This is a genomic window from Vibrio sp. 10N.286.46.A8 (genome assembly GCF_041470165.1).
In the GTDB taxonomy this organism is placed as follows: Bacteria; Pseudomonadota; Gammaproteobacteria; order Enterobacterales; family Vibrionaceae; genus Vibrio; species Vibrio tasmaniensis_A.
Genome location: NZ_JBFRLX010000293.1, coordinates 1 through 3,248 on the forward strand (window position 1 = coordinate 1; position 3,248 = coordinate 3,248).

Sequence of the window (3,248 nt, forward strand, 5' to 3'; positions counted from 1 at the left end):
AAAACGAACCATATAACCATGATTGTCACTAGTGGTTGAATAAATGCCCATGCCCCCCCGAACAAAGAACCCAAATAACGGTTCTGAATATCTCGTTTCGCCATTGTCACAAGTAACTCACGACTTCTATATATTTCTTTAATAAAATTTAACGCTGGATTAATCACTATTTCTTATCCTTTAATAAGCTTGTGGCTCACTTTCAACTCTAACTTTAAACTTAAACATTACCTCGAAGAGGTTACTCTAATGAATTCGACGTCAGCATAGACATATCATTTGTAATTATGTCTCGACGCGAAAATTAATTTTTACGATAGATACTTATTGGACTACCAACAAATAAATCATTTTTGTAAACATCAACACTGTAATATAAAAGCTCTAAACAGTATTCAATCCTTCTTGGAACCGAAAGCGGGCTTATGATTGTACTCAAACGAGTTGCCTGACAATTAAATTCAACTTTAATATTTTTTCTATCCGTCGGATTTATCTCATCATCTAAAATGTACCCCTCGGATTTTACAAATTCCTCATATTTTTCCTTATCAAAATATTCATACTCCCAATTTATGTAAAGTAACTCTGGAGATATTTTCTTTAAATGTTTGGTGGTATTGCAGTTTCTCCATATATGGCAAGCGCTATCTCTATGGGTCGATGGCATCGGCACAGTTGGCATGTATAAGATACTCATATCATTTGGGATTTTACTTATAGATTGATAGGCTAAATATGAGGTGTCGTTTTTCGAGTAATAAAACTTAGAAAATACAGAGTAATAACTTTCAGAAAATGCTACGGCCAATTGAGGAATAAAAAAAACTGAAGCAATAATATAATTAATTATAACAATCCTTTTTGACCAAGCGACTCCAAACATAAAATACGCTATATTTAGTATATAAATGGGATATAGTGGGAATAAGTAGATCGCTTTAGGCATGATCTTCTGCATAAAACAAAAAAGCAGAGTCAACGCAGTTACCGTAATAATACTGTATTTAAATTCTTGATTAAACTTCCCTTTCAGTTTAAACGGTATGGATATTAGAAGGATTGAGTGGACATAAAATAATGGGTGTAGCGCAAACTGCTCTAACCATAGTAAAGATGATGCACTTAGATCTCCTTTTGAGTGACTAAGTGGTCTCAATTGATATTCTATCGACTGTTGAAAATCTAAAATAAAATGAGGGTGTATCATAAACAAAACAAGTATAGGTATAAGCAATGTTAATATTAAAAAATATCTTACGCTACCTTTTTTTAGTACAATATAATCACTCCATTTAGACTTACTTTTTTGGTTAATTTGCATCCACCAAAAATAGGCTAAGCAAGGAAAAGAGATTAAAAAGAACACTTGCTTACAAAGCGAAGATAGCGTAAAAAACACAAGCGCCATCAAGTAATAACGAAATTTATATTCGCTACCACCAATTTTGTTTAGAAAGAGGATTCCCCAAATAAAGAGTAAACTTCCCAACGACTCAGGGTGAATAACTAATATATAGTAATGTGTAACAGGAGTTGCGATTAGAAAAAGAGTACTAAATAATGCAGGCGTTAGAGAAACAATTTTGCGAGCGAGTTTAAAAAAACTAAGTACAAGAGCATAACCAATTAAAAAGTGGACGAACTTAACAGTTAAATTAACTGCAACCTCACTATCTAAACCCATTATTTTCAAAGGAGCAATCGCTAAAAAATTTAGCGCAAAATATGTCCACCCATAAACCCGTGAATGGTACGCACCATTCATATCATAAATAGGAGACTCAAACAGAGCATGTATAGACCCTATAATTGAGTTTTCATCTACTCCCATGAATTCTCTGAGTTCATAATTTGTAAACACATTAATGAAGGTCAATGCAATGTAAGATAAAGAAATCAACATGACATATATAGTCAATTTTCTTTTCTCATGTAAAATATATTTTTTTTCTATAGACATGTGTTCTCTCTACGATTTTTCTGTTCGTAACTTAATCACGAATCATTCTATTTTTTACAAACTTCGCCGGCACACCTGCAACTAGAGTTAACGGTAAAACATCTCGATTGACAACACTTCCGGCTGCAATCACAGCACCATCTCCAACTGTCACACCCTGTAATATAGTCGCTCCACCCCCAATCCATACATTATCTCCAACACTTATAGTATTCGAGTTATCCGGTAAGTCGATGTTGTTGATGTCATGCCCCGCCGAAAAAAAGCGAACCCCAGGCCCAATTCGTACATTATTACCAATATCAATTTTGGTTGTCTTTCTGTCGTACCACGAAGTGTAAAACTCACACCCTCTATTAATTGATACATCTTTACCTAAGTAGACGGTAGAGGGGTAACGGAAATAAACATTACTATCTATGAATACTCGCTGATTATATTTACCTAGTAACAAGCACCAAAAAGGAGGCCGAAAGACAGGCGGCAATATATAAATCACAGCATGTATAATGTTAATTAAATATGAATAGTGAAGAAAGCCAAACCGTAATATGTTCTTTTTCATAAAATCAAACCATATAAATGAATACACCGATGAAGACCAATATAGAACCTAATAATTGATTACGTTTGACGTCCTCACCCAAAACAAATCGAGACATTAGTAAAACAACCAACCCATTGAGACTGGTTGCCATATAAACCAAATCGATTGACAAATATTTTAATGCAGTGAAGCTAAAAATTGGCGCACATACCATAAGAATTACGGTGGCTAATAAAGAAACTTTATTTCTGCTTTTTGTAAATATCTTATAAAAAACAATTCCTGATGAGGTCGAAACAATCGCAAGAAGTACAAAAAAGTAACCAATTAACATTTCATTTTCCTAACCTCCATCCACAGCAAACCTAACAAAATAACAAAAAGACCAAACAACTTGTTAACCGTTATATCTGTATCTCCAATTAATATTGCATAGATAAAGATCAAAGGGAAAAACATCGCTGTCAACGGGTATGTTTTAGATAGATCATAGCGATTGTTTAGCCAACCCCAAATGGAAAACTTCACAACATTAATTAGCACAACTATAGCTACAACTAAGCCACCATAAAAACTAATCAGTTCGACTTTAGAAGCAGCCACACTCAAAATAACGGAAGTGATAAAAGTCAAAATCACAGTAAGTAAGACAACCACTACCCTCATAGAACAACTCTATTTTTCATTAAATCTTGGATGTTGACATAGATATCTAATTGTTTTTGAATAGTAATCATC

General features: G+C 33.7%; 4 protein-coding genes. All 4 read right to left on the reverse strand.

What is annotated here, in order from left to right; genetic code table 11:
• Positions 1-304: 304 nt before the first annotated feature.
• The 4 genes from AB4232_RS21655 to AB4232_RS21670 are packed head-to-tail and all read right to left on the reverse strand — an operon-like array spanning position 305 to position 3,176.
• Positions 305-1,963, reverse strand: coding sequence for a glycosyltransferase family 39 protein (locus AB4232_RS21655; protein ID WP_372087986.1), 1,659 nt, complete (start codon positions 1,961-1,963; stop codon positions 305-307).
• A gap of 31 nt (positions 1,964-1,994) precedes the next feature.
• Complete coding sequence (locus AB4232_RS21660; protein ID WP_372087987.1) at positions 1,995-2,528, reverse strand: DapH/DapD/GlmU-related protein; 534 nt, start codon at positions 2,526-2,528, stop codon at positions 1,995-1,997.
• 4 nt (positions 2,529-2,532) lie between these two features.
• Positions 2,533-2,844 (reverse strand): EamA family transporter, encoded by a 312-nt coding sequence (locus tag AB4232_RS21665; RefSeq protein ID WP_372087988.1) that lies wholly within the window; start codon positions 2,842-2,844, stop codon positions 2,533-2,535.
• Positions 2,838-3,176, reverse strand: coding sequence for a hypothetical protein (locus AB4232_RS21670; protein ID WP_372087989.1), 339 nt, complete (start codon positions 3,174-3,176; stop codon positions 2,838-2,840). Before AB4232_RS21670 ends, AB4232_RS21665 begins: the two co-directional genes overlap by 7 nt.
• Positions 3,177-3,248: the final 72 nt, after the last annotated feature.

Bases quoted from the DNA above. Each gene is read 5' to 3' on its own strand.
- AB4232_RS21655 (WP_372087986.1), bottom strand. From the start codon at position 1,963: ATGTCTATAGAAAAAAAATATATTTTACATGAGAAAAGAAAATTGACT.
- AB4232_RS21660 (WP_372087987.1), bottom strand. From the start codon at position 2,528: ATGAAAAAGAACATATTACGGTTTGGCTTTCTTCACTATTCATATTTA.
- AB4232_RS21665 (WP_372087988.1), bottom strand. From the start codon at position 2,844: ATGTTAATTGGTTACTTTTTTGTACTTCTTGCGATTGTTTCGACCTCA.
- AB4232_RS21670 (WP_372087989.1), bottom strand. From the start codon at position 3,176: ATGAGGGTAGTGGTTGTCTTACTTACTGTGATTTTGACTTTTATCACT.